This is a genomic window from Lachnotalea sp. AF33-28 (assembly GCF_003477885.1).
GTDB lineage: Bacteria > Bacillota > Clostridia > Lachnospirales > Lachnospiraceae > AF33-28.
Map to the genome: position 1 here is coordinate 561332 of NZ_QUEE01000001.1, position 25549 is coordinate 586880.

Annotated in this window: 16 protein-coding genes and 1 pseudogene; 5 read left to right on the forward strand and 12 right to left on the reverse strand. The window is 50.1% G+C overall.

Annotation, left to right across the window (positions count from 1 at the left end):
* Positions 1-22 precede the first annotated feature (22 nt).
* Both DWZ56_RS02315 and DWZ56_RS02320 read right to left on the reverse strand, forming a co-directional pair.
* Entirely contained in the window at positions 23-1603 is a 1581-nt protein-coding gene (locus DWZ56_RS02315; RefSeq protein WP_243095022.1) for a UDP-N-acetylmuramoyl-tripeptide--D-alanyl-D-alanine ligase, read from the reverse strand.
* A gap of 51 nt (positions 1604-1654) precedes the next feature.
* Positions 1655-2422, reverse strand: coding sequence for an alpha/beta fold hydrolase (locus tag DWZ56_RS02320; RefSeq protein WP_118554747.1), 768 nt, complete (start codon positions 2420-2422; stop codon positions 1655-1657).
* Positions 2423-2911: 489 nt separating this feature from the next.
* On the opposite strand from DWZ56_RS02320, the gene DWZ56_RS22650 reads away from it, so the two are divergent.
* Positions 2912-3061, forward strand: a complete 150-nt coding sequence (locus DWZ56_RS22650; protein ID WP_158584409.1) for a hypothetical protein — start codon at positions 2912-2914, stop codon at positions 3059-3061.
* Here DWZ56_RS22650 and DWZ56_RS02325 read toward each other — a convergent pair.
* The 6 genes from DWZ56_RS02325 to DWZ56_RS02350 form a co-directional block, all read right to left on the reverse strand.
* Positions 3040-3987 carry a 2-hydroxyacid dehydrogenase gene (locus DWZ56_RS02325; protein WP_118554748.1) on the reverse strand — a complete coding sequence of 316 codons (948 nt, stop codon included), beginning with the start codon at positions 3985-3987 and terminating at the stop codon, positions 3040-3042. The genes DWZ56_RS22650 and DWZ56_RS02325 overlap by 22 nt on opposite strands.
* Before the next feature lie 296 nt (positions 3988-4283).
* Positions 4284-7115, reverse strand: coding sequence for an excinuclease ABC subunit UvrA (gene uvrA, locus DWZ56_RS02330; RefSeq protein WP_118554749.1), 2832 nt, complete (start codon positions 7113-7115; stop codon positions 4284-4286).
* 3 nt (positions 7116-7118) lie between these two features.
* Positions 7119-9104 carry an excinuclease ABC subunit UvrB gene (gene uvrB, locus DWZ56_RS02335; RefSeq protein ID WP_118554750.1) on the reverse strand — a complete coding sequence of 662 codons (1986 nt, stop codon included), beginning with the start codon at positions 9102-9104 and terminating at the stop codon, positions 7119-7121.
* 384 nt (positions 9105-9488) lie between these two features.
* Positions 9489-11063, reverse strand: coding sequence for a GntR family transcriptional regulator (locus DWZ56_RS02340; RefSeq protein ID WP_118554751.1), 1575 nt, complete (start codon positions 11061-11063; stop codon positions 9489-9491).
* A 128-nt stretch (positions 11064-11191) separates the two neighbouring features.
* Positions 11192-13747, reverse strand: coding sequence for a hybrid sensor histidine kinase/response regulator (locus DWZ56_RS02345; RefSeq protein WP_118554752.1), 2556 nt, complete (start codon positions 13745-13747; stop codon positions 11192-11194).
* A 19-nt stretch (positions 13748-13766) separates the two neighbouring features.
* A complete protein-coding gene (locus DWZ56_RS02350) occupies positions 13767-15758 on the reverse strand; it encodes an extracellular solute-binding protein (RefSeq protein WP_118554753.1) in 1992 nt (663 codons plus the stop codon).
* Positions 15759-16020: 262 nt separating this feature from the next.
* On the opposite strand from DWZ56_RS02350, the gene DWZ56_RS22850 reads away from it, so the two are divergent.
* The 4 genes and pseudogenes from DWZ56_RS22850 (at position 16021) to DWZ56_RS02365 (ending at position 18404) form a co-directional block, all read left to right on the forward strand.
* Positions 16021-17235, forward strand: coding sequence for a hypothetical protein (locus tag DWZ56_RS22850; protein ID WP_199679537.1), 1215 nt, complete (start codon positions 16021-16023; stop codon positions 17233-17235).
* A pseudogene (locus DWZ56_RS23725) lies at positions 17207-17275 on the forward strand (hypothetical protein); the annotation flags it as partial. The gene DWZ56_RS22850 and the pseudogene DWZ56_RS23725, both read left to right, overlap by 29 nt.
* A 264-nt stretch (positions 17276-17539) precedes the next feature.
* Positions 17540-17731, forward strand: a complete 192-nt coding sequence (locus DWZ56_RS02360; protein ID WP_118554755.1) for a hypothetical protein — start codon at positions 17540-17542, stop codon at positions 17729-17731.
* A 73-nt stretch (positions 17732-17804) separates the two neighbouring features.
* On the forward strand, positions 17805-18404 hold the full coding sequence (locus tag DWZ56_RS02365) for a hypothetical protein (RefSeq protein ID WP_118554756.1): 600 nt from the start codon (positions 17805-17807) through the stop codon (positions 18402-18404).
* 74 nt (positions 18405-18478) lie between these two features.
* On the opposite strand, the gene DWZ56_RS02370 is transcribed toward DWZ56_RS02365, so the two are convergent.
* From DWZ56_RS02370 to DWZ56_RS02385, 4 genes are all read right to left on the reverse strand, one after another.
* Entirely contained in the window at positions 18479-19708 is a 1230-nt protein-coding gene (locus DWZ56_RS02370; protein ID WP_118554757.1) for a GGDEF domain-containing protein, read from the reverse strand.
* Positions 19709-19725: 17 nt separating this feature from the next.
* The gene (locus tag DWZ56_RS02375; protein ID WP_118554758.1) at positions 19726-20925 is read right to left on the reverse strand and encodes a GGDEF domain-containing protein; all 1200 of its coding nucleotides are present in this window, start codon (positions 20923-20925) and stop codon (positions 19726-19728) included.
* A gap of 298 nt (positions 20926-21223) precedes the next feature.
* On the reverse strand, positions 21224-23737 hold the full coding sequence (locus DWZ56_RS02380; protein ID WP_118554759.1) for a response regulator: 2514 nt from the start codon (positions 23735-23737) through the stop codon (positions 21224-21226).
* Positions 23734-25050 (reverse strand): ABC transporter substrate-binding protein, encoded by a 1317-nt coding sequence (locus tag DWZ56_RS02385; protein WP_118554760.1) that lies wholly within the window; start codon positions 25048-25050, stop codon positions 23734-23736. The genes DWZ56_RS02380 and DWZ56_RS02385 overlap by 4 nt, the downstream gene beginning before the upstream one ends.
* Between the last annotated feature and the right edge of the window lie 499 nt (positions 25051-25549).

Here is a 25549-nt window from a genome sequence, read left to right on the forward strand (position 1 = left end):
ATGCACGCAATGCGTTTTAGCCTCACAGATAATTATCCGGCAGATCGTTTTCCAGAAGTATTACCTTGGATGCGCTGCCAGCATGTATGCCATCCGCGCGGCTAAGTCCTTCCTTCAGCCCATTTACCACAAACAGTTTATCCGGATCGAATCCGGCTTCCAGCGCGCCGTCCTTTATGGGCTTTGCCTGCTTTTCACCTACCAGTATGATAAAGTCCGCAGCGCCCGCAGCCTGTGTGCCGAAAATCTTATTATATTCGTACTGCTTCTCCCCCAGCTCCACCATGCCCGGCGTCAGCAGAATCCGGATTCCGTCGAATTGTTTCAGAACATCCAGCGCCGCCTTGGCTCCGCTGGGATTGGAATTGTATGCGTCATCAATGATCAGGCCACGGGGACTTTTAATCAGCTGCAGACGGTGTTCGACTCCTTCCAGCCGCCGCACCTGCATGGTCAGGGCTTCCATCGAAACGCCCAGCCGGTTGGCCACAGCGATCGCCCCCGCTATGTTCGTCACATTGTGGGCGCCAAGCAGTTTGGTGCTAAATTCCCACGCCTTCCCCGAACCGTCCTTCATCTTAAAGGAGGTGCCTTTGGAGGATACGCTTATGTCATAGGCGCGGTAATCGCAGCCGGGATACTCTGCGCCATAGGTCACAGACGTTTTGCCGGTCTCCCGCCGGCGGATATATTCGTTGTCATAATTAAGGAATGCAATGCCGTCTTCAGGGAGGGCATCCGCCAGTTCGAATTTTGTCTTAACCACATTTTCTATTGTTTGAAAGCTCTCCAGATGCTGCGGTCCGATGGAGGTGATCACACCGTAATCCGGATGTACCAGATCGCAGATCTCCTTTATATCCCCCACATTCCTGGCGCCCATCTCGCAGAGAAAGATCTCATGGGTTGCCTTCAAATGCTCCCGTACGGTGATCACCACGCCCAGCGTGGTATTATAATTGCCCGGAGTCATCAGCACATTGTACTTCGCAGATAAAAGCTTGTATAGGTAATGCTTCACACTGGTTTTCCCGTAGCTGCCGGTGATTCCGACCACTTTAAGCTCTGGCATGGACTCCAGTTTTTTCTCTGCCTCACGGTAAAAGTGCCGGCTGACCGCCTTTTCCACCGGCCGGTTCATGAAGTTGGAAAGCAGCACAATCTCGGGCGCAAGCACTCCAAAAAGCGGAACCGCAACGGACAGCAGCAGGTTATCATGAGTCAGCAGATTCTGCAGCAGAAAGACCGCGGCAAGAAAGGCGCCGGTCACAACACCGGCAGTCACCATCATGCGGACCACACGTTTTGTCAGTTTCAGTGGGATTCTGGCTTCTCTCGGCCGGTTCCCCCAAGCTGTTAGGAGATTGAGCGCACAGGCGGCAAATAGGCCCGGCAAGCCGCCAAATAAGAGCAGCGGTATGGACAAAAGGAAGGCCAAAGACCGCCCGGTCATATCCCCCGCGTGCTCCTTCAGCCATTTTCTCTGTACATTGGGTTTGTAAGAGTTTTGCTGAAACATATGCAGACTATGCAGAAACAGCATCGAAAACCCTGCCAGAAATGTCACTATATACAGTATTGCAGCTATGATTGTCATCGTCATCCCCGTTTCCGCGCCGGTATCCCGCCGCTTTTAATTGCCTGCATATCCGTATCAGGCTGAAAAATAAGAATCCAGCACTCTGCAAACAAAATCCGGCTGCTCCAGATAGGAGTAATGTCCGGCGCCTTTTACCACCACCAGGCCGCTGTCTTTTATCCTATTCTCCATAATCCTGGCATCGGACAGAGGCGTCGCAGTGTCCATATCGCCCCAGATTAACAGGACGGGCTGCTTAATGGAGGATAACAGAGGCTCCAGATCCTCATTGACCACCTTTACAAGTGTCTGGCGCATCACAGGCGTCGCGCTGTTGTAGTCGGCGGATCCGTGGCTGCGGCGGTAATTCTCCAACGCGTCGGGATAGAGTTTTTTCACAACCCCGATGCTTAAAATCTTTCTTCCTATTTTATAGAGCCTGGTTTTGAATTTCTGTTTCATGCTTTTCTTCGGCAGTATGCCCGCCGAATCCACCAGCACCAGCTTCGTAAATTCCGCTGGGCTTTTCCCGCCGGTCACCATCTTAATGATCACGCGGCCTCCGAAGGAATGCCCCAACAGGCTGGTCTTCTTTATCCCCATAACTGCCAGAAATTCCCGCACGAAATCCACATAGTCATCCACACACCACGGCTCTTTCGGCTCTTCTGTTTCACCGAAGCCGGGCATATCCAGCGCGAAGACTCTGTGGGCCCTGCTCAAATGCCCGATCAGCTGCTGAAACAGGCCGATATTGGAACCCCAGCCGTGCAGCAGCAGGATGCTGTCCCCTTCTCCGGCCTCAATGTAATTGGTTTTTATACCCTTTATTAAAATCTGCATATGTTCACCTTTTCGGAATGGATCCGTTCTATTTAGTCATCCGGCTGGGCCGGACATGGCCCTATTGGGCGCTATATTACATTATATGTTTATGTCAAAGCAGTTGTCAAGGAAGATGGCGGTGTAAAATAAAGTTATGGTTACTGATCACAGCTGTCGTAAACTTCCCGCACATGGCGGGGCAGAGTATGGTCCTCATTGGGACACGCTCTCGCTCCGTGAAGCGCGCAGCGGTTCTAACGCTGCAAACTACGCAGCGAAAGAACCGGCGGGCTTCAAGGGATCCCAATGAGGACCATACTCTGCCCCGCCATGTGCTGCTTTACCGCCAACTGTGAATAGTAACAAGTTATGGTATTAGAAGGTTACACTTACTGTTCACAGCCGCCATTTTTGCAATATAAACAGCCCTGCATGTGCGCGGCTGCTTTTTCTACATTATTATATAGGGAATAAATTGCTGATTACAGTGCAAAAGAAGGCAGTTTTATGGCAAAACGTGCACAGGTTACGGGACAGCAAAAGCCGCATCGGCATGGCGGATTTCTCGTCCGGGGTACACCGATGCGGCTGCTTCTTACTGCCGGTCTGATCCGGCCTATGGGTTACTATATGACTTACAGGATCACATTTTTCTGATTGCCGTCCATCCACGCGGTGATATTGTCAAACACAATCTTTGCCCTTGCTTCCATGGACTCAGCGGAAGCGAACGCTACATGAGGGGTTACAATCGTATTTTTACTGTTTAACAGCGGATGGCTTGTCTCTAACGGGGGCTCTGCCTCAAAGACATCGATGCCGGCGCCGGCCAGACGTCCTTCGTTCAGCGCATCCGCCAGAGCCTGGGAATCCACCACAGGGCCGCGGGCCGCATTGATCAGATATGCGCCTTTCTTCATCTTAGCTATGGATTCGGCGTTGATCAGGCCCCGGGATTCGTCATTCAGAGGGCAGTGAAGCGATACAATATCGGAACGCTGCAGGAGTTCATCCAGAGAAACGTACTCCACCCCTTCCGGTTCATTGCCGGTCACATGGCGTTTATAGGCCAGCACTTTGCAGCCGAACGCCCGGCACAGCTCTGCCACACGCATGCCGATAGCTCCTGCGCCCACGATGCCGACGGTCTTTCCGCCAAGTTCGCAGCCCACTAAGCCGTCCTTTGTCTGGCCTGCACGGCAGCGCGCCTCCACCTGGGGGACATTGCGAAGCAGCGAAAGCATCATGCAGACCGTCAGCTCCGCCACCGCCTGTGTGGAATAACCTGCGGCATTGCTCACTTTCACTCCCTTTGCGCGGGCGGCATTAAGATCCACATGATCCACTCCGGTAAATGCTACATCGATAAATTTCAGATTCGTGCAGGCCTCTATCACCTGACCGGACAGCGGCATATTGGCAATCATGATCACATCCGCATCCTTCGCCCGCTCTATCTGCACCGCCGGATCCGTATCCTTCGGATAAGCCGTAAAGCTGTGACCGGCCGCTGCCAGCGGCGCCGCACACTCCTTAAGCACTTCTTCAGGCACCCCCAATGATTCCAGTAATACAATCTTCATTCTAACCTCCACCTTTCTTTCGCCATGCCGGTTAAGCCAGCGCATGGCGCCCTGTTTTAGTTCTGTGTCCGGCCCTTCCATACCGTTTCAGTTTACGGGCGGCAAGGCGCCCGATTTGCCTGCTGCGAAGGGCTTTTCTCCGTGTTTCCCGGACAGCTACTTCTAAGCTTACTACAATTGACGCCCCAGTGCAACCGCTGTTAGATAAGATGTTTGACGCCGGATGTTCTGCAGTCACTATTCACGGCTGCAGTTAAAGCAGCGCATGCAGGGGCAGAGTATGGTCCTCATACAGCTTATTGCCGGAGATATTTGGCAACATACTGGCCGGTATAGGAAATGGGATTTGCCGCCACTTCCTCCGGCGTTCCCTGCGCGATCACGGTGCCGCCGCGGTCTCCGCCTTCCGGTCCGATATCGATGATATAATCGGCAGTCTTGATCACATCCAGGTTATGTTCTATCACCACCACGGTGTTGCCGCCTTCGCTTAAACGCTTCAGTATCTCGATGAGCTTGTGCACATCCGCGAAATGCAGGCCTGTGGTGGGCTCGTCCAGGATATAAATGGTCTTGCCGGTGCTTCTGCGGCTGAGCTCTGTGGCCAGCTTTATCCTCTGCGCCTCGCCGCCGGACAGCGTTGTGGACGGCTGTCCCAGCCGGATATAGGACAGCCCCACATCGTTGAGCGTCTCTATCTTGCGGCGTATGGAGGGAACATTTTCAAAGAAATCCAGCGCCTCTTCCACCGTCATGTTCAGCACATCATAGATGCTCTTTCCTTTATATTTCACGTCCAGCGTTTCCCGGTTATAGCGCTTGCCTCCGCAGACCTCACAGGGCACATATACATCGGGAAGGAAATGCATCTCAATCTTCAGGATACCGTCGCCGCCGCAGGCTTCACAGCGGCCGCCCTTCACATTAAAGCTGAATCTGCCCTTGCTGTAGCCCTTGGCCTTGGCATCTGCGGTGGACGCGAAAAGGTCGCGGATCAGATCGAACACGCCGGTATAGGTGGCCGGGTTGGACCGGGGGGTGCGCCCTATGGGGGACTGATCGATGGCGATGACCTTATCGAGCTGTTCCACTCCCAGGATCTCATCGTGCTTTCCGGGTATAATCCTCGCGCGGTTTAATTTCCTGGCAAGTGACTTATAGAGGATCTCATTGACCAGAGAGCTCTTGCCCGAACCGGACACGCCGGTCACGCAGGTCATCACTCCCAGCGGGAAGTTGACATCGATATTTTTCAGGTTATTTTCCCTGGCCCCTTTTACCGTAAGAAAGCCGGTGGGCGCTTTTCTTTCCCTCGGAACCGGTATCTTCATCCGGCCACTTAGGTATGCGCCGGTGATGGATTTCCTGTTTTTCATGATCTGCTGCGCAGTTCCCTGTGCGATCACTTCACCGCCGTGTTCTCCGGCGCCTGGACCGATATCCACCACCCAGTCGGCGGCCAGCATCGTGTCTTCATCGTGTTCCACAACGATCACGCTGTTGCCCAGGTCGCGCAGATGCAGCAATGTTTTGAGCAGTTTGTCGTTATCGCGCTGGTGCAGCCCGATGCTGGGCTCGTCCAGTATATAGGCCACGCCTACCAGGCCGGAACCGATCTGAGTGGCGAGACGGATTCTCTGCGCTTCACCGCCGGACAGCGAGCCGGTGGCTCTTGAAAGTGTCAGATACTCCAGCCCCACATCCACCAGGAATCCGATCCTAGCCCGGATCTCCTTGAGTATTTGGTCTCCGATGGCGTGCTGCATGGGTGTCAGCTCCATATGCTCCATAAATTCCTTCAATGACACGATGGACATGGAGGTCATCTGGTAAATGTTGATTCCTCCCACGGTGACGGCCAGCGAGGTGGGCTTTAGCCTCTGACCGTGGCAGACCGGGCAGGGGCTGATTCGCATAAAGGTTTCGTATTCCGCCTTGGAAGATTCGGATGAGGTTTCACGGTAACGGCGCTCCACATTTTTGACCAGACCTTCGAAAGCCACATCATAGACACCCTCTCCGCGCATGCCGCGGTAGTGCACCTTTACCTCTTTGCCGTCGGTTCCATGGATCAGGACATGCTTGATCCGCTCCGGATAATCCTTGAATGGCGTATTCAGGTCGAATTTATATTCCTTTGCCAGCGCATCCAGTATGGCCCTGGTAAAGCTTCCCTTATCGGTGCAGGACTGCCATCCCATAACCGCGATAGCCCCCTGTGCGATGCTTAAGGACTGGTCCGGAATCATCAGGTCCGGATCAAATTCCATCTTATATCCCAGGCCCAGACACTCCGGACAGGCGCCAAAAGGATTGTTGAAGGAAAAGCTTCTGGGCTCCACCTCATCGATGCTGATACCGCAGTCCGGACAGGAGAAGCTCTGGCTGAAATTCATGGGCTCTCCGCCGATCACGTCCACCGTCATCAGACCTTCCGACAGCTGCATTACATTCTCTATGGAGTCTGTCAGGCGCTTCTGTATGCCGGGCTTAATCACCAGGCGGTCCACCACCACCTCGATGTTATGTTTGATATTTTTATCCAGCTGGATCTCTTCGCTAAGCTCATACATACTGCCGTCCACGCGGACGCGCACATAGCCGCTTCTCTTGGCGTGATCCAGCACTTTCTCATGGCGTCCCTTGCGGCCGCGCACCACCGGCGCCAGGAGCTGTATCCTGGTCTGCTCCGGCAGCTCCATCAGCGCATCCACCATCTGATCCACGGTCTGCTTTTTGATTTCTCTGCCGCATTTGGGGCAGTGGGGAATACCGATGCGCGCATAGAGCAGTCTCAGATAATCGTAAATCTCCGTCACGGTTCCCACCGTAGACCGCGGGTTGCGGTTGGTGGATTTCTGATCGATGGAGATCGCGGGGGGCAGGCCTTCTATGCTCTCCACATTGGGCTTTTCCATCTGCCCCAGAAACTGCCGTGCATAGGAAGAGAGGGATTCCATATACCTCCTCTGCCCCTCCGCATAGATCGTATCAAATGCCAGTGAAGACTTTCCTGAACCGCTAAGACCTGTCAGCACCACCAGCTGGTCCCTGGGGATATCCACAGACAGGTTGTGCAGATTATTTTCGTTTGCGCCTCTGATTTTAATGTATTGTTTCCTCGCCATTTCCTATTCCTCATTTAACAGTATTTTTTTCAGTTCCATCATCTGGTCGCGCAGATGGGCCGCCTCTTCGAAATTCAGTTCCGCCGCGGCCTGGTGCATCCTCTTCTTGAGTTCTGTGATCAGCTTGTTCAGTTCCTTCGCATCCATGGATTCCGGATCTTTATCCAGCTTCATGGATTTCCTGGTATCCACCGCCTTGGAGATGCTGATCAGATCACGGACGGCTTTTTTAATGGATACGGGGGTGATGCCATGTTCTTTGTTGTACTCCTGCTGGATTCTGCGGCGGCGGTTCGTCTCCTCTATCGCCATCCGCATGGAATCCGTGATCTTGTCTGCATACATGATGACATGTCCTTCCGAATTACGGGCCGCACGGCCTACCGTCTGGATCAGCGAAGTCTCCGAACGGAGGAAGCCTTCCTTATCCGCATCCAGTATGGCCACCAGGCTGATCTCCGGAATGTCGAGCCCCTCACGCAGCAGGTTGATGCCCACCAGGACATCGAATACATCCATACGCATATCGCGGATGATCTCGGAGCGCTCCAGCGTATCGATATCCGAGTGCAGATACTTCACACGGATGCCGACCTCCCTCATATAATCGGTCAGATCCTCCGCCATGCGTTTGGTGAGTGTTGTAACCAGCACTTTATTCTTCCTGGCAACCTCTTTGTTCACCTCGGATACCAGGTCGTCGATCTGCCCTTCCACGGGCTTCACGGTAATCTCGGGATCCAGGAGTCCTGTGGGACGGATGATCTGCTCCACGCGCAGCATCTCATGCTCCTTCTCATAGACATTCGGCGTAGCGGATACGAACATCAGCTGATCGATCTTGCTCTCAAACTCGCCAAAATTCAAGGGCCGGTTGTCCAGCGCGGAGGGCAGCCGGAAACCGTAATCCACCAGCGTGGTCTTTCTGGACCGGTCGCCGGCATACATTCCCCGGATCTGGGGCACGGTTATATGGGATTCGTCTATAATCATCAGAAACTCATCCGGAAAATAGTCGATCAGCGTATGGGGCGGCTGTCCGGGCTTCAGGCCGGTGAGATGCCTGGAGTAGTTCTCAATGCCGGAACAGAATCCGGTTTCTCGCATCATCTCCACATCGAATCTGGTGCGCTCCGCAATCCTCTGCGCCTCCAGCAGCTTGTCCTCGCTCTTAAAGTAAGCGATCCGCTCCTCCAGCTCCTCTTCAATCTGCCTGGCGGCCCTGTCCAGTTCCTCTTTGGGTACCACGTAGTGGGACGCAGGAAAGATCGCGATATGCTGCATCTGGCTCTTGATCTCGCCTGTCAGCGTATCGATCTCCGTAATCCGGTCCACCTCATCGCCGAAGAATTCCACACGGAAAGCATTTTCCCCGGAATCTGCCGGAAAGATCTCCAGGACATCCCCATGCACGCGGAAGGTGCCGCGCCGAAAATCCATCTCGTTACGGGTATACTGGATATCGATCAGCTTATGGATCACCTCGTCCCGGTCCTTGATCATGCCCGGCCGAAGCGAGATCACCATGTTCTTATAGTCGATCGGGCTGCCCAGTCCGTATATGCAGGATACCGACGCCACTATGATCACATCGCTGCGCTCTGCGAGCGCCGAGGTAGCGGAGTGGCGGAGCTTGTCGATCTCATCGTTGATGGCGGAATCCTTTTCGATGTAGGTGTCGGTTGAGGGGACGTAGGCTTCGGGTTGGTAGTAGTCGTAGTAGGATACAAAGTACTCCACTGCATTCTCCGGGAAGAACTCTTTAAACTCGCCGTAGAGCTGGGCAGCGAGGGTTTTATTGTGGGCGATGATCAGCGTTGGCTTCTGTAATTGCTGGATTACATTTGCCATGGTAAAAGTCTTTCCAGACCCTGTAACCCCTAATAGAGTCTGGAATTGATTGCCTTCCATAAACCCGTTTACCAGAGCTTCTATAGCCTGCGGCTGGTCGCCGGTTGGCTGGTATTCTGAGTGTAATTTGAACTCCATATGCTATAATTCCTTTCTAGTGACCTGTGAAAAAAGAACGCCTATAGGCCCGAAATTCATAATCTGGCCTTTTATTTGCCGGTCCAATAGACGTACTTTTTTCATTTTACGAATGAAGGTCACTAGAAATTATAACATACCTATTTATAAAAGTATAGGCACAGAATCGAACATTTATTCTTTTTCTGTGCCTTATCCCCATATTTGCCCATCGTCTGTCAGAAAAATCCTGATACTGGTAAACAATGCCTGTGTTAATACACACATTGCCTGTGTGCATGGGAATGATTCTCCATCTTTGCCTTAATCTAATTCGGCCATTGACTTCACTCCTCTATGTTCGGGCATGAAAAAAGCCGCACTCTCCATTTTTGAAGCTGCGGCTTAACGGTTGTTATATTCAGTTTTTTTAGTTCGTCCATAAAAGCCGTTGGGCTTCAGTTTCGTCAATGCTTCCTTTTTGCAGGCAGGTTTTAAAATATTTCTCTCCTGCCACAGAGCCCCGCCGTCATAGACTTGTTCGGCGATCTGCCAATATCCCAGTTTCTTACATTCTCCTATGATCATCTGCTGGATATCCCGGTACAGCTCCGAAGTTTTTTCAGAGAATGCCTCCTTATCTTCCACAAGCAAATGCTCCGCTGTTTCCATTACACGCTGATGTATCTCCGCATTTTTATCTGTTTTCAAAGGTGTGACCAGTTTTGGAATGCAGCGGCTTATCCGGTAGTTTTCAAGGATAACCTGATAGATCTCCCGCAACGCTTTATATTGGATATGCTGCGTGATGAACTCCAAAAGCGCTACAGGCGCTCTCTGATACATGTATTCCTCATTCCAATGGCGCCGGAGTGCCGCCTTGAGGTTCTTTGCTTCATCAGGCGTGGCTGAGACGGCTGCGTGTAGTGCAACCTCCCGGACGGTCAGGGAAAGCAGCTCTATACTGTCCAGAAACCGCCGCAGGTGGCAGGCGATCATTTTCTCCGGAATAGGCGCCTTTTTCAGTGCTTCCAGATCCATTGCCACGTAAATGCCGCTTCCGCGCCTTGCCGTGACCACGCCCCAGTCCTGCAGCACGCGAATGGCTTTATTCGTGGTATCTGCGCTTACTTTGTACGCCTTCTGCAATTCAAGATGGGACGGCAGGCGGTCCCCCGGCTGATAACGGCCAATGTCGATCAGGCCAAGAATATCCATGTAAACACGGGAATAACGTTCCTCCGCGCTGCGGATCTGCTGTTCCAGTCCCATAAGGTCTGTACGCAGGGGTGAGTCCGGGGCTACCCGATAGAGGTTTGTTCCCAAAGTCCCTTCATCTGAAAGTCCATAAAGAAAGGACATGTCTTCAAAACGAAATTTTTCCGGCCTGCCGCCGCAGCTTATATATTGGATCAGCTTTTTAATGTCTGCCAGATAGGATTTCCTTAACTCTAATGTACCCGGCAGCGGGTCTATCTTTGAAAAACCCAGGCTGTCCACTACCCGGAGGATCAGATCATTGCCATTGCGTGCGATAAAAAATCGCCAAAGTTTACGTGAACACCGCCAAAATGACAGGCTGTCTGCAGGGTCCATTTTTTCTGCAATTGCCAGCGGGATCTTCCATTCCTCCCCTGTACAAAGCCTAATCCCCTGCTCGATCACCGGAAAACAGATCAGCCGGCCCGTGTGAAAAAGATCCACTGCCAATGCTTTATCTACCAGAAGATACGCATTATCATGCTTCTCTTCTGCTTGCACAGAACCTCTGACAACAGCCAGTTTCCTTTGTGAGGTTTCTATCAGCCCTTCTTCTGCCAGACGCTCCACTGCACTGCGCACTGTTTTGGCCGATACATGGAATTCCTCACAAAGATCTGCCCGGGACGGCAGTTTTGAACCCTCTGGCAGCAGACCGCACTCAATCTGACTCCTGATGAGCTGATAGATCCTTTCATACAACACAATATCCGTTTTCATTCGCTCACCCAACCCGCACCTTAAGTCAACGGTTGCGGCACCTTCCTTTCTGTTTTATTATAACAGTTACGTAAAATAGTGCAACTCTTGACAGCAGGTTTTGGGCCGGACAAAAGGTGATTATGAAGTTATGATTTAAATTTTCTTTGTGTCCGGATATATTCCCGAATGATGTCACCTATGGAAAACGGCTTACCAATGTGTGCATCCATACCGCTCTCCAAACATTTCTTTTTGTCCTCTGCCAGCGCATTAGCAGTCATGGCAAATATCCGGATAGTCTTTGCATCTTCCCGTGGCAGGGCTCGGATCGCCTCAGTGGCGCCAAACCCATCCAATTCCGGCATCTGGATATCCATCAGGATCAAATCGAAAAATCCTTCAGGGGATGCCTGAAACCTCTCCACGGCCTCGCGTCCATTGTACGCAGTATGCGTCTGTGCCCCAGTAATCTCAAGCAGCCCCACCGCGATCTCCATGTTGATTTCATTGTCTTCTGCAATCAGGATCTGTATCCCATCGAAGCTAAATGCCTGATCTTCTGCCTTTTTTGCCGCTGCGTCTGATTCCAATTCCTGCAGAAGCTCGATTACATCTGTACGAAACGGGGGACAGATAAGCGTTCCGTCTGCGTTTGTTTTGCGGACCGTCTCATCCAGTTCATCCTGGTCATAACCGCTGAATACAATCTTAGGTGTACTGCCAGATGCGGCGTGGCGGATCCCCTCCACAAGCCGGACCATATCCGGCGAGAAATCCCAGCGGATCATACAGAGCGCATATGGGTGACCTTTCTTACATGCATCCTCTATCATCGTGATAGCTTCGTCATCAGAATCTGCACTCCTTACAGTAAAGCCCTCCTGTTCCAGAAGTTCAGTGAGACATGCCTGGATACTGCGCTTATGATTAACCACAAGAACATCCTGTCCGCTTCCTGATCCCGTACTTTCCGGCCTTTCCTCTATATATTCAAAAGGAAGCTCTACCCGGAAACAGCTGCCTGAGCCCGGCTGGCTCTCCACAGTCATCGAGCCGCCCATCATTTCCACAAAACGCTTGGTAATGGGCAGACCGAGACCAGTGCCTCCATATTTTCTAGTGGTTCCGGCATTCTCCTGCACAAAAGGCTGAAAAATGCGTTCGATGCTCTCCTTAGATATTCCGCAGCCGGAATCCTGGAATGAAAACCGGAGCCACTGTTTATGGTTCTCACGTTTCAGTGTCTGCACCTTCAAGGTAACGCTGCCGCCTTTGGGGGTGAATTTCATGGCGTTGGAGAGCAGGTTGGTGAGGATCTGATTGAGCCTCAAGGAATCCCCCACCAACTCTTCCTCCAGCCTGCCTACAATATATAAATTAAAGATGATATCTTTTTGTTTCGACTGGTTATAAAAAACCGTCACCAGAGACTTTAACAGCCGGCCAAAATTAAACCGTTCCTCATTCAGTTCGATCTTCCCGCTCTCGATCTTTGACATATCCAATACATCGTTGACCAGCGCCAGCAGATGCTGGGCGGACAGGTCGATCTTATTAATGCAGTTGCGCATCCGGTCTAAATCGTCTGCATGCTGCCTTCCCAGAGCGATCATGCCCAGGATACCATTGAGCGGCGTCCGGATCTCATGGGACATCTGTGAGAGGAAATCGCTTTTGGCACGATTGGCAACCTCAGCACGCTCTTTTTCCTGTAAAAGCAGCTGCCTGCCTTTTTTTTCATTTTGCCTGTGCAAAACATAAAATGTAAAAATAATCAAAAGTACGAATACCAAAACTGCCGCAGCCACAGTCAATATAAATTGGCTCAGGCTGGCCACCTGTGAGTTGACGGTATCATAGGACATACTGGTGCACAGATACCATTCCGTATCTAAAATCGGTGCATAATAAACATATTCATGCCGATCCCCTATTCTGAGGGATACCATCCCATCTTCTCCCTGCGCAATGTCCTTTTCCATCATCTTTAGGCTGTATCCATCGTCGAACTCTGCCTGCCTGTTCAGCGTGGAAAAGTAATTGGCGCCATATCTGACTGCCTCTGAGTAAGTGCTGGCAATGACAAAGCTGCCGTTTTTGGAGATAATGCTGGAATAGGAGTCTGTTCCATCCTTGCCAAGAGCCAGCTTCTGGTCAATGAAAGCCGTATCAATACCGACAACAATCGCCACCAGCTCCTCACTGCCAAAAGACTTTGCCTCAATGGGCAGCCCCAGAAGAAGCATATCCGTATCCCAGATGCTTTCGTTAAAGGAAATCAGCCTGCCTTCTCCTGAAAGAAGGATATGCAAGTCTGTTATTTTAGAAATGGCAGAAAATGCACCGGTGTCCGAATAGGCCTTTCCCTCGCTGTTGATCATTGCCATCTGGGTAAACCCGTTTTCCATTTCCACCTTATGCAAAAACTGGTTGATATCCTCTTCGCTGTTCAGCTCCAGTTCCGATAAATACTCCGCAAGCGTCTGAAGCTGCGCGAACTGGCTGTTCATATTGGTTGAAAAATGGCTGTTGATCTGTGCGGTCATCTCCTGCAGGTAAACCTGGCTGATCCGGGAGACTGTCCGGGCGGATTCCTGATCGTATACCTTTTTTACTGAAACACCACCGAATCCCAGTACCAAAACAATACTCATAAGTATGAGAAGAAGCGCTGTATTCCGCATTTCTTTTTTGTCACCCATGGAAAGCCCTCCTTCTTTGTCACTGCCCCTGACCGGACAGATCCACAATCCGCCCTTCTAATTCTTTATGCACTGGAACGCCCTGGCGATTCGCAAAATAAAGCGCCAGCGCATCCCTATAGGTCAGATCCATATCCCGTATCAGGGTCACCTCCCCCTTAGGCGTCTGTTCATCATAACAGTTGAGCATCTCATACCCGTCGCCATTACCCTCTGCATATCCCTGGCTGCCCGCCATATAGTTATTCACCGCCACTTGATAGGTTCCCTCTGTATCCAGTGCTGTGCCATCCACAAGTTTTACTTCAGCCAGCCGCTGTCCAACCGGTTTGCTGCTGTCATAGGTATAACAGATCCCGGATACCTGCAGGAAGCGTCCGCCGGGAATGTCATCCCTTGTGATCTTGGACAGTCCGTTTTCCAACATATCCCACAAGACCTGACCGCTCATTTCCAGTACCGTGATCGTGTTGTCATAGGGGCACACTGCCAACAGGTCCTCTCCGTACACCTCTCCCTGATATAAGCTTCCCCGGATACCGCCGCCATTGACGACTGCAATGGGAGCGTCTGATGCTTCGGCCACGCTGTCTGCCAGGAGATTCCCGATTTCTGTCTCCCCCAGGCGTACATTATAATTTTGGAACAGCATATCGTGCTCCAGGGTTCCGACCACAGACAGATCATAATCCACGGCTTCTGAACCTTCATAATGATACCGGTCCACAGTTTCCAGTGCCTCCTGAAGGGTGATCTTGCCTGCAAGTACCTGCCGCACCTGGCTGCCCAAGTACTCGATGGTACGGTCCGGGAACTGCACATGATACACATAGCCTGCCTGCGCATATTCTTCCAGCCCTTTCGGAACAAACGCTTCCTTTGACTGATAATCACGAAGGTAAGAAACCCCCATTTTCAGATCCTCCATGACTGCCTCCTGCCCTTCCGGTGTAGAGAGCAGGTCAAGGATTTTCTTAGCCGCTTCCTGCTTCTTTTCATCCGCCGCTGCGTTGACTGCGATATAGGCGGAGGGTGCCAGAAGCAGCCATGGTGTATTTCCCTCATCGCTCAGCAGCGGAAGCATCCGGTAGGAGTACTCCGGGGCTGTTCCGGCCTGTACATTTGCCCGGTTTTTTGCAACGCACTGCTGATACAGGGCAGAATCTCCGAACACGGCCGCAAGTGATCCGTCTGACATACGGCTCCGATAAAGGATCAGATTACGCTGCTTTCCCATAGATGCGGCATCCATCACTCCGGCGTCAATCAGCTGATCTGTGAAATCAAGCATCGAATCCCAGACTCCGGCAAAGGTCTCCTCTTTTTTTCGCAGACCTGCAAGCCAGGCATCCCCCTTTACCGTACCCAGAAAGTCTGGCACCATATATCCCACATAGTACATGCCAAGCCATGAATTGAAATCACTGGAAATAGTAAAATTGATCCCATCCTCACCCACGCCAATCCCCTGCTTCTTCATCTCAACTAACGCATCCAACAGTTCCTGCCTGCTTTCAGGGATTGAAATGCCAGCCTTCTGAAACAGTGTTTCGTTCACGATATAACCGCTGTACTGACCGGGCAGGGGAAGGAAATAGGTGGTGCCATCCACCTGCAGCTGCCGCATCACGGTTCCATCATAGGCGGTGCTGGCCTGCATATCGCCGATGTCCAGCAAGTATTTTTCTGCAATCTCACTGGACGGCTGGGGAAGAACGACTATATCCGGTCCGGCGCCCTTTTCTACCCGCCGCAGCTGTTCGCTTGGATAAGAAAGATGCTCATACTCCAGACTGATGTCCGGATACGTGCCCTCTATCAGTTTCTTCAGATGATCGAAACTGTTGGAGTACATGATAGTCACTACCGTTTTTTCTTCCGGTTTTTCTTCTTCGCATCCAGTTAAGGTACCCATAAGCAGCGTCAAACAGAGTATGACGGAGATCCATCTGCTCCAGAAACCATTCTTTTCTTTATTGCTGCGCTTCCTCCGGATGTTCACATTCTTCATCTCCTTTTTCCTCTGTAATAGTGCGCTTATGGTCTGTGATATATATATTCATTTTGTCTTGGTACCAGTACGGAATAATTATAGCCGATTATCTCTTTTTAATCAACTGAAAATGAAGGAATCAACAAAAGGTTTTGAAATACTATAAAGCAAAAATCCTACGATTCAATGATAGAAAATTTATGGCTTTATTATTGAAACACCACCACTTTATACGTATAATAATTATGAATATTTTAATATACAGGGAAGGTGAATCCTCATGAAAGAAGAAACAATCCTGCCCTTACTTAGAACAGCCTACGTCTGTTTCCAGTGTGGGGATATGGCAGGCTACTATGAACAACTGGAGCAGGCAAAGGCTGCCATAGACTTAGATACAGACTGCCGGAGCCTTTACGGTGAATGGCTGCTCATCCTTGCACTGTCAAGCCTGACTGACCTTGACAAACTGCTTTCCTCTTACCGGGAAGCCAGGAACTGTATAGAGGGATATTCCCGTGTCCTGCCCCAAAAGGCGGAAATTTTCTTAGAGTATTACAACCCTCTTGCGATCTGTAATCCTAAGCCCGGACACATGGATGAAAACGCGGATAAGCTTACCGAAGCTGTGAAGCTGTTTTACTCACTTACGGGCGGCGGTCTGGGAACGGATATTTGCTACCGGGCTCAGCTTGCTTATTTCCGTGGAGAATTAGACAGTGCCCGGGAACTGGCAAGGGAAGCTTTTGAAGTTGCAATCATGTATGGGCAGGAAATGACTGCCTTATGCGCTGCTGAAACATTGGCGCGTATTGCCATACATGGACTGGACACCGGCTTGTGGCAGTTTGCGTACAGCCACATAAGCCGCGCCGTTTCAGAAAACACGAGCCGTGCCTGCAGGGAATTGGCACAAATATATTTTGCAGAATTGAACCTCTCCCTCGGACTTTTACAGACTGTCCCGGACTGGATCAAGAAGGGAGAGTTCAACTCGGTATCGGCACCGTGGGGCTATCGGATCGTGGGGGACAAACATAGTCATAGTGTGCTGCCCAGTGCATTGATCGTACAGACAGAGTATTTCAACTACAACAAAAATCCTGTCGCCGCCCTTAACAGCGCCGATATTGCGCAAAAAATCTATGGGGTAGATGATGTGCTCAGCAACGCACACTATGATTTCTTCCGTGCAGGATGCTATTTGCAGTTAAAAGATATAGGGAATGTAAAAACAGCTCTGCGGCGGGCGCTGGGAGCAATCGCACCGGACGGTCTCTGGCTGATCGCCGCCGTATTTGCCCCGGCCTTAGGGGAGCTGCTCTATGAAGCGGCACAGCCTTACGGAAAGGGTGCGGAGCGTATCCGCGAGATCGGAGCCGGATTCTGGAGCAAGCCTGACCCCGATCCGAAAAAAAATGATGGAGGATGCACCGAAAGGCCTTACCAAACGGCAGGAAGAAGTCTTGTCGCTGCTCTCCTCCGGCAAGAGTAATGTTTGGATCGCCCGGCAGCTATCCATATCGGAGGCCACTTTGAAAACACATATCCGGCATATCTATGGGGAATTGAACGTATCAAACAGGGACGATCTTCTGGAGGCCATAAAAAATCACCAGTCCACGGAGGTCGCCTTTTGGGTACCGAGATAAAACAGATATGGACCAAAATCATCCTTTTAGGATGATGCGGGAAAGAATGATCCACGCTACACTTTAAATGTAGCGTGGATTTTTCTGTTTGCAGGAAGCCATCTAAACAGAAAAGTGCTCCTGCATTTCGCAAAGGAGGTGTTTACGGTGGAACATACATTTGAGATTACAATCACCGCTCAAGATAACTTAACGTGGCAGGGCACGTTAAAGACAGTGCAGGGCGTGGTTCCTTTTCGTAGTGAGATGGAACTGCTGATGGAGCTATCCAGAATGATGGGTTATGCAAATGAAGTGCATCCTGTTTTTGCTGCATCTACGACTCCGAAACCAGAATAGCCGGTCCACTGCGTGCACGGAGCATGTACAGATCGATCCGAATCTGCACACTTTTAGAAAGGAGGCTCTTCATATGTCGGAAATCTTAAACCATGCCGTAACACAGGCATTACAGGCTGCCTATTCCTCATTTATGGCAGGCAAGCAAAAAGACTACGATTATTTTATCCGTGTGGCAAGGGAAGGTGTCAGTGCCATCCGCAATCTGGGCCACGACCCGGACTATTATATTGCACGGGAGGTGGAGGTCCCATTTCTGGAGGGAGAAGTAACGCTGGTTTTCTCCTTCCACTGCCTGGACTACCCAGACAGAGTGCTGGAACTATACCGGCTGGCGGAGGCATCCATGTTCGGTCTCCCCTCCCGAGTACTGACATGCGACATGGCCTATCTCCCCCCCTGCCACGATCTGTACGGTTATTTCCATATGGGCCCGAAAAAAGAAGATAAGATCGCCGCGGATTTTTCCAAGGCGGTGAAGCTGTATGGAAAGCTGACAGGCGGCGGGGGTGCGGGAGCGGACCTGCTTTTACAGACCGCCATCGCCCTGCGGCATGGAAACCGGGAAATGGCGCGGGAACTGATGAAGGAAGCCGAAGACACTGGCGGCGAATGGATCAAGGTCCATACAAACAATCTGCGGCGGCAGATAGAACTGGAGGAAGCAAAATGAAAAGACAAGTAAAACAAATGCTGGCAGCAGCACTTTGCCTTGTCATGGTCATCTCCCTCACAGGCACCCCATCTTTAATTACGTGCTCTCTGTTTTGCTTTTTTCTGCGCATACATCTTTTGATCCGCCGTTCGGATCAATTCCTCGGCGTCAGAAAATTCCTGCCCATCAATCACACTATAGCTGAAGGATAGCGGTATGGCAAACCGTTCTGCTTTCCCACGTTCCGCAAGAATACGCAGGCTCTCTTCCATACGGCCCTCTATAATATCAACCGGTGCCTCTGGAAATAGCAGCAGAAATTCGTCACCGCCATAACGGAACAGCATATCTTCCTCACTGCGGCAGGCATGTTGCAGCTGTCCGGTTACCGACCTGATATAGCGGTCCCCCTCCGCATGACCATACCGGTCATTCATCTCTTTCAGTCCGTCCATATCAATGAAACAAAGAGTAATTGAGCTCTTTTTTCGGAGCATGGCAGCAATAACATCCAGTGCATGCTGCCGATTATATAATCCTGTAAGCGGATCCCGGATTGCCTTTTGCAATAGATAGGGTTCCTCCTGCTGTTGGACTTCCAGTTCCTGTTCCATACTCTGGTTTTTTTCCCGGTAATCCGCCAAAATGCAGATACGCCACGTGTACCGGATAGCGATAAAAAAACCGATCATGCTGAAAAGGCTGGATTCTATGCTCCATGCCTTTAAGGTCAGGTCATTCGTAGGCGTAGAATAGATCAGAAGGTTCAGGAACAAGTAAAAAAACATTCCAGTCAGCATTTCCAGCAAAAAAGTCTGTCGGTGATATTTCATGATCAGCTGCAGACGCTCCTGAAAATGTGGCTGACTGAGTATCTGTATGGCAAAACCAGTGAGGATAAATCCCATAAATACCGGAACAGCTTTCAGATTCTGATCACTGTAGATGTGGTTGTCAAAATTCTGCAAAGATTCTCCAGTAATGATAGAAAGGGTACTCCGACAAAAAATGTTGATTGCCAGGCCATAGATAATTCCGGTAAATGTACTGAGCAAAGCACACTGCTTGTCGCCTTTGCTGTATATTAGGGTTTCGCCAAAAAGCAGAACAGCAAAACAGAGCCAGTTCATAATCAGGTAGATCTCCAGCGTACTTAGGATCATAAAAATAAGGTAATTTAACACAAAGAATAAAGTTACAATACCAAGGCGATTCTGCTGCATCTGCTTCTGTTTCCGGACAAAATTAAAATAATTAAAATTATAGTAAAAATATGCCGCTGCCGTTAACAGCGTAACAATAATACCTACGGTTTTAGACATAGGACTCCACCTCCTCCCTATTTCCTTCTGCTTTCTTTATCCTGATACATGCTCTTGTCAGCGCTTTCCAGAATCTGAAATACATCTTCTTCCATATGGATGCCTGCTTCTGCGATCCCAAAACTAAAGGTTGGCACATGCTCAAATTCTTCCCCTGTAATTTCAGAGCGCATTTTCTCTAGTTTATCACAGGCATCTGTCTTATCACAGTCCAAAAGCAGAATCACAAACTCATCTCCGCCAATCCTTGCAATTACATCCTCTTCACGAAGATGTCTAATTACATATCTGGAGAACTGAATGAGATAACGGTCCCCTGCTGTATGCCCCTGACTGTCATTGATCCGTTTCAGACCGTCCAAGTCTATGAACGCCAGGGAAAACCTTCGTTTTTCCTCCAGAAGAAGTTCCATATGCTCCATTAGATACTGGCGTGAAAAAAGTCCTGTCAGTGCATCTCTGTCTCTCCTATGTATCAATTCCTCAGTCCGTCTCTCCTGCTGCTCCAGTTCTTTTGCCAGCACCCTGTGCTCCACCTCAATGTGATGCTCCAAAATAATGGAGCGCAGATGGACCAGGCTGTATATAATAAAACACTCTTTGAGTAATGCTGCCCCGATCAAGAGCAGCGGCAGCAATTTCCAGCCGATCTTTGACACACAAAGCCGGCTGTCCAGAAGCAGGAATATGTTACAAAACCATAGAAATACCATGAACGGCCATTTTTCTTCACTGGCAGCCTGAATGCGTAGAGTTTCCTTCAGACTTGTCCAATTTAAAATAACAATGTCTGCCAAAATGCTTACTAACAGTGCACCCGATATGATCACAATGCGCCAAAACGGTTGATATAATATATGCCCCATTGGCATTTTTACAATTAAAGCAACTGTTCCAATTGCTATCATATGGAGTGCCATAAACAATGGCTGTGCAAGACTTGCCATAAAAAAGCCTTTGGACCAATCCTTTCCTATTGGACGCCAACGAAATGCGTAGCAAATAAACTCAAATACATAAACAGCTGTTAAATTAAGTCCCCCTATACACCAGAGGCAAAACAATAGCATTTCGGGTAATATATCAAGGATTCCCCGTAATAATGTACATTTTCGATGGCGTGCCAGAGCATCTATAGTCCGGATTGACAGATAGCCACGAATTATAAAAAGGGCTGCGGGTATGAACAGTTCCCAGCTTATATATAACTCCAACACCCGATTCCTCCTTTCCACCTTTTGTCAGATTATCTGACTTATGACCATCCTATTTTATCATTTTTACGCCCAATCGTACAATATATACTATACTTGTATTGAAACATTGTTTGAGGATGTAATCGCGCAGCCTCTGGAAAAATAGATCGCTAAAATTGATAAAGTTCCTGCCGACGCTCCCTTTTCCCAATCAAACCGGGTGTTTTTCGGGAACATGTCAAGACAGGAACCGTATATGGAAAAGCTGGTTTCAGCGCTAAGCTATTTACGCATAATGAGCAAATGATATTAGTTGCATCTATTTGCCTAAATGCTGACGGATCTCATGCATCATATGCTGGAGATCAAGCGGCTTGGAGAGATGCCCATTCATGCCCGCCTGTTTCGCCATCTCAATATCCTCTGTAAATGCGTCTGCAGTCATGGCCAGAATGGGGACGCCGGCATCCGTGCGAGTCATAGCACGGATGCACCGGGTCGCCTCATACCCGTCCATGGACGGCATATGTACATCCATCAGAATCAAATCGTATGTACCGGGTGTGCTCTGCGAGAAACAGTCTATACAGACCTGGCCATTCTCGGCAAGCTCCACCTGAATGCCAAATTTAGACAGCATCTCCCGCACAATCATTTGGTTGAGCTGGTTGTCCTCAGCCACAAGAATGCGCCGCCCGGATAGATCCTCACTGTTTTGTTTCTGAACGCTTTGTGAATCACGCAGGACATGCTGGTGAATGCAGTCGAGGAGCGTGCTTCTGAAAATGGGCTTCTTAATTAAACCGTTTACCCCAGCCTCTTCCGCCTCATTCTCTCTGCCGTAAAAGTCGTAGGAGGTGATCATTACAATGGCCGGAGCCTTGCCAATCTTTCCACGCAGCTCCCTCGCTGTTTCAATGCCATTCTGTTCCGGCAAATTCCAATCCAGCAGGACAAGATCGTAGTTCTTCCCTGCATCATGGGCATCCACAGCCTTTGCCACGACGGAAGGACCGTCCGCTGCTGTATCCACCGAAGCACCAACGGCACAGAGGAACTCCTCCACTGCATGGCGGACAGTGGCATCGTCATCTGCTGCCAATACCCGCAGCGGCGGCAAGGTCTCATCTGAATCCAGGTTTTCAGGCAGCAACATATCCACATCCACGGTAAATATGGAGCCTTCTCCCAATGTGCTCTCTACGGAGAGAGAGCCACCCATCATATCCACAATAAGCTTTGTGATGGCAAGCCCCAGCCCGCTGCCTTCGATTTTGTTGATGCAGCTGTCCTGTTCCCGGACAAAGGAATCAAAGACATGATCCAAAAATTCCGGCTTCATGCCAATGCCGGTATCTGTCACCCGAAAGGTAAAGTGGACTCGGTCTGACTGCTCTGCGGCTGACTCTGTCACATCCAGTACGATCCTGCCGCCCTCCGGTGTAAACTTGACCGCGTTGGACAGCAGATTAATCAGCACCTGATTCATTCGGAGCGCGTCAAAGTGCAGCAGCTCATGCTGAACATGATGAAGGCGCACATCCAAATGCTGCCGCTTCTTTGCGGCAGATGTGCGAATCATATTGACTAAATTGGTCAAAAGTTCCTCCATGGACTCATCCTCGTTGTGCAGCGTCATTTTCCCGCTCTCAATCTTGGACATATCCAGAATGTCATTGATCAGACCAATGAGCAACTGCCCGGCCTGTCCGATTCCCTTCAGATAAAAACGCACCCGCTCCGGCTCCTCAGCATGATCCGAGGCAAGCTGGGCCATACCAATAATGGTGTTCATAGGTGTGCGAATATCATGAGACATATTGGAGAGGAAACGGCTCTTGGCAATATTAGCCTGTTCCGCCGCTTTTCTGGCATCTTCCTCGGCGCGGAGCGTCCGGCGGGTGGAACTGCGGTAGATAGCAAAGAACGTAACCAGAGCGAGGGCGCAGGCTGCTACCATTATGAAAAAAAACTGGGATTGCTGCATAATGCTGTCCGACTGTTCTGTAATGACCCGTCCCGGTATGATGGACACCAGGGACCAGCCCGGACTGCTGGAGAGGGGGATGTAGCAAAACACATAGTTCTCTCCCTGATATTGGAAACGAGCCACACCCCGCTCTCCCTTGGAAATGGAATTTTTAAAGCTCTGCACCGAATCGTCATCGTTATCCTGGAGGTCGATGATGTCAAAGAGATTCCGGAAGGTGCGGTTGCTGTTGGGATGGAGCGAGCGCATCAGGATATCCCCTTCAGAATTAACAACATAAGAAAAGCCCGTGTTTCCATAGAAGGAAAGGGAGAATCGCTCAGATACATCGTTCAATGGCAGAGATCGCTGAACATAACCCGATTTTCCATCAAAAAAGGTAAAGCATTCATAATAGCCCAGTGTCCACACGCCGCTGTAGTCGTTGAGAAAGGGTTCCCGTATGCCTGCGCCCTCAAGCACAGAAAATGTCTCTCGCTGCGCATCGCTCAACTGGAGCCCGCTGTCTCCACTACCGCCGATATATAATGCACCACTGTCCAGATTAGTGCAGAGGAAATCACCATCAAGAAGCGCAATCTGGTCCATGATATTCCGGATGTCATCGGAACTGCTGGAAGGGATCGTGCTGAGATTATTGGCCAGCCAGTGAATAGACTCTGTGTCTTTTTCCAGATAGACATCCAGCGTATTGGCCCCCTGGACAGTCGTTTCCATAACAGAAGTTACGGAATTGTCCCACAGGGCCTCCCTAACGGTGCCCATGTAAAATGCACCCCAGATCATCAACAGTGTAACTAGCGCAAACAAGGCAGCTGCAGCCCATCCCTTTTTCCCTTTCATGCGCCATTCCCTCCTTTCTGAACCAAATCAGCTGCTACCATTTCCTTCAGGCAGGCCACAGCTGATTTGGCGTCGCCTCCCTCTAATATCGTCCCGATGCAGCTGCGGGAGACGGACCAGATAGGCAGCCTCAGATTATCGTCGGAACCGATGATACAGCGACCGTTTGTCAGATAGGGATTAATGGATTGGATGTCATCGTCCTTGGACAGACGGTTATCCTCCAGGGGGCTGAAGGAGCATTGACTGTCCACAAACTCCCACATTACTTCCTTCTGGATGATGTATTTTACGAAGGCTTTAGCCTCCTCCACATGAGGACTGTCCGCCGGGACGCTAAGCCGGGTGTCAATGTTGATAACCAGAACGCTTCCATCCTCCAGGATGGGGTACGGGACTACCGTGAAGTCAAATTCCGGTTCCAAATCTCGCACTCTGGGTACGGCCCAGACGCCGGTGAGCATAAAAGGACGGTTTCCAGCAGCAAATATGTCCAGATCTTCTGAGGTCTTGGCTGTCTCTATGGCCTCGTCCCGGTCCACCCAGCCCTCCTTCAGCATCCGCTCCACCAACTCAAAACCTGGAAGAAGGGCTTCAGCCAAGTCATCCTCACCGGTATTAAAGCGTTCGATAGCGGCAACGGGATCTTCCTCCTGATAATAAGGGAGAAGCCCTACAGCCAAAGCCACAGTCTTTAAAGAGATGTCGTTATTGGCCACAATAGGGGTAATCCCCTGAGAGACAAAATAATCACAAACTGCGGCCAACTCCTTCAGATTCTCAGGCACCTTTTGTCCATGTGTTTCCAGCATATCCAGATTACAGTAAAAGCCGAAAGCTGAGATCGAAGTAGGAAGATAGACAATGTTTCCGTCTGCGGTCATCTGGCTGCGGGCCAGATCGCTGAACTTCGACAAATCGCAGATGTCTGAGAGATCCGCCAGAAGCCCCTTTGCGTTGAGTTCGTGTGTCCGTTCCTGATCGACCATGATGATATCGTCTCCATTCCCGGTAAGCAGACGCTTCTCCAGTACCTCAAAATATTCAGGACTCTTGATCCCGTCATAAGCAATATTGATTTCCGGATGGAGATTCATAAAGCCATGGAGTGCCTCCTCGATTGCCATTACATTGAGAGCCTCGTATTTAAATCCAAAAAAGGTCAACTCGCTCTCATACGCAGAATGGTCATTTTGAGTGACATCACCGAGAACAATGTTTTGACTGGAAGTTTTTTCACAGCCGCAGAGAAGGCAGACCAGGAGCAACCCGAACATCAAGCCAGCAATAAGGCGCTTCCTTTGTTGTTTCATAATCTTTCATACTTCCTTCCTAAAATATATAATTCGTTAAAATAAGCGTAGGCGGCAGCCCCCCCTCCTACCGCACCCAAATGTCATCAGGCAGGAGAAGGCGGCCCGGATCGTTGCTCTCCGGCACCCTGCAAATATAGGAAACATTCTGTTTATGTCTGTCAACAAGGAAGCAGTAGATTTTTCATCTCCATAAAAGTGATCGCCATTATTTTGCGCGATGTTTTATATGTCTTTGTACATAAAGCCATCTTTTTTCATAGTTTAGAGCCCTCAGAAATACAAATCACATTCTTGGTACCTATGCCATATAGTTTATCATAAATTGTCGAAATCGTCAATAATTCTTCCCTGGTGCGCAACTAGCAGGGCTGACATACTCCTGTAGTGTGAACACTTTCTGTTAATCCTCATGCTGTTCTATTCTAGGGCACCCCTCAGGCTTTGTAAGCGCCAAATGTTAGGGTACCCCAACACATCTACCCTGACACCAACATGT

Coding starts and splice junctions, on each gene's coding strand:
- DWZ56_RS02385 (WP_118554760.1), bottom strand. CDS start 25,050: ATGAAACAACAAAGGAAGCGCCTTATTGCTGGCTTGATGTTCGGGTTG.
- DWZ56_RS22850 (WP_199679537.1), top strand. CDS start 16,021: ATGAAAGAAGAAACAATCCTGCCCTTACTTAGAACAGCCTACGTCTGT.
- DWZ56_RS02380 (WP_118554759.1), bottom strand. CDS start 23,737: ATGAAAGGGAAAAAGGGATGGGCTGCAGCTGCCTTGTTTGCGCTAGTT.
- DWZ56_RS02325 (WP_118554748.1), bottom strand. CDS start 3,987: ATGAAGATTGTATTACTGGAATCATTGGGGGTGCCTGAAGAAGTGCTT.
- DWZ56_RS22650 (WP_158584409.1), top strand. CDS start 2,912: ATGGCAAAACGTGCACAGGTTACGGGACAGCAAAAGCCGCATCGGCAT.
- DWZ56_RS02350 (WP_118554753.1), bottom strand. CDS start 15,758: ATGAAGAATGTGAACATCCGGAGGAAGCGCAGCAATAAAGAAAAGAAT.
- DWZ56_RS02365 (WP_118554756.1), top strand. CDS start 17,805: ATGTCGGAAATCTTAAACCATGCCGTAACACAGGCATTACAGGCTGCC.
- uvrA (WP_118554749.1), bottom strand. CDS start 7,115: ATGGCGAGGAAACAATACATTAAAATCAGAGGCGCAAACGAAAATAAT.
- DWZ56_RS02370 (WP_118554757.1), bottom strand. CDS start 19,708: ATGTCTAAAACCGTAGGTATTATTGTTACGCTGTTAACGGCAGCGGCA.
- uvrB (WP_118554750.1), bottom strand. CDS start 9,104: ATGGAGTTCAAATTACACTCAGAATACCAGCCAACCGGCGACCAGCCG.
- DWZ56_RS02340 (WP_118554751.1), bottom strand. CDS start 11,063: ATGAAAACGGATATTGTGTTGTATGAAAGGATCTATCAGCTCATCAGG.
- DWZ56_RS02345 (WP_118554752.1), bottom strand. CDS start 13,747: ATGGGTGACAAAAAAGAAATGCGGAATACAGCGCTTCTTCTCATACTT.
- DWZ56_RS02315 (WP_243095022.1), bottom strand. CDS start 1,603: ATGACGATGACAATCATAGCTGCAATACTGTATATAGTGACATTTCTG.
- DWZ56_RS02320 (WP_118554747.1), bottom strand. CDS start 2,422: ATGCAGATTTTAATAAAGGGTATAAAAACCAATTACATTGAGGCCGGA.